Raw genomic sequence first — 1001 nt, forward strand, 5'->3', positions numbered from 1 at the left:
GCCCAATGGTGTTGGTATTGCCACCGGTGTAACCCTGGTAGGTAGCCCCGAACTCATGGCGGTATTTCGCCGTGCCGAACAATCCACCATTGTAAAGGCTGGCCCGTAGACCGAGTCCACCGTTGGTGTTCCCATACCGATTGGTGGCCCCTTGTACATTGCCGGAAACACCAACCTGATTCATGACGCCATATACGGACGCTTCTGCGCCCAGGGGTAATGCCAGTGCGAGGGTCAATGCGGTAAGCCATGTTTTTTTCTGAATCATCGGAACACTCCTGTTGGTTGAGTCAAAAAACAGCCGGAAAGTGATGGCAGGACTTTCGAAGTCACACCGTTACGATCAAGCCACTCGGGATAGACAAGAAGTAGGCAATCTCCCTGTCGAGTCCAGAGACTAAGACAGCAGAATTTATGCCAAAGGTTCCCGTGGGATAGATTTTTCATGTAATCAGTGGCCTGCGCCGTCTGCTCACGAAATGGTGCGACTAGATGGCCCTTTCTTCAGCAGGTCTGTTGTACTTTAGCGACAATATGACTCTATAGCGTCCCTGTTGTATGCCCTTACCATAAAAACGGATCTCTTCTCTTCTGGAATCGGGCACGGCTCAGTATGTCGCTTCTGTCGCAAGATCCTTCCGCTGTGCTGGAACGCTTATTGCTTTCTCAATATTGGAAAGCGCTACACAAGTCCGAAAAGCGTGACCGCAAAGCGGAAAGGAGGTATGCACATTTTTATACCGTAACCCCTGAGCCATTTGTTCGGGGAAAGATAAAAAACCGATCTTCCTACAGGAGAACCGTATGTTCCATGAAATGGAGTCGCTGAAGCGCCGTAAAGTCTGGCAGCCAGCTTTACGTGTAGCGACCTTGTTCGGCACCTTGATGGCGTTGGCGGGATGTTATGCCTATCCCCCTGGACCGCCTCCGGGCCCTGGCGGATATTATGCGCATCCTGCACCGCCCCCACCCTGTCTCTTATACACATCTCCGAGCCCACG

1 protein-coding gene and 1 pseudogene are annotated in these 1001 nt (G+C 51.9%); one reads left to right on the plus strand and one right to left on the minus strand.

The window, feature by feature from the left end; all coding sequences use genetic code 11:
* Window positions 1–268, minus strand: a pseudogene (locus H7F08_RS15305) (hypothetical protein); the annotation flags it as partial.
* A 536-nt stretch (window positions 269–804) separates the two neighbouring features.
* On the opposite strand from H7F08_RS15305, the gene H7F08_RS15625 reads away from it, so the two are divergent.
* Window positions 805–1001: hypothetical protein (locus H7F08_RS15625; protein WP_227487924.1), on the plus strand; the 197-nt coding region annotated here is incomplete at its 3' end.

This window comes from Acidithiobacillus sp. HP-11, from assembly GCF_015100075.1.
Lineage (GTDB): Bacteria > Pseudomonadota > Gammaproteobacteria > Acidithiobacillales > Acidithiobacillaceae > Acidithiobacillus > Acidithiobacillus thiooxidans.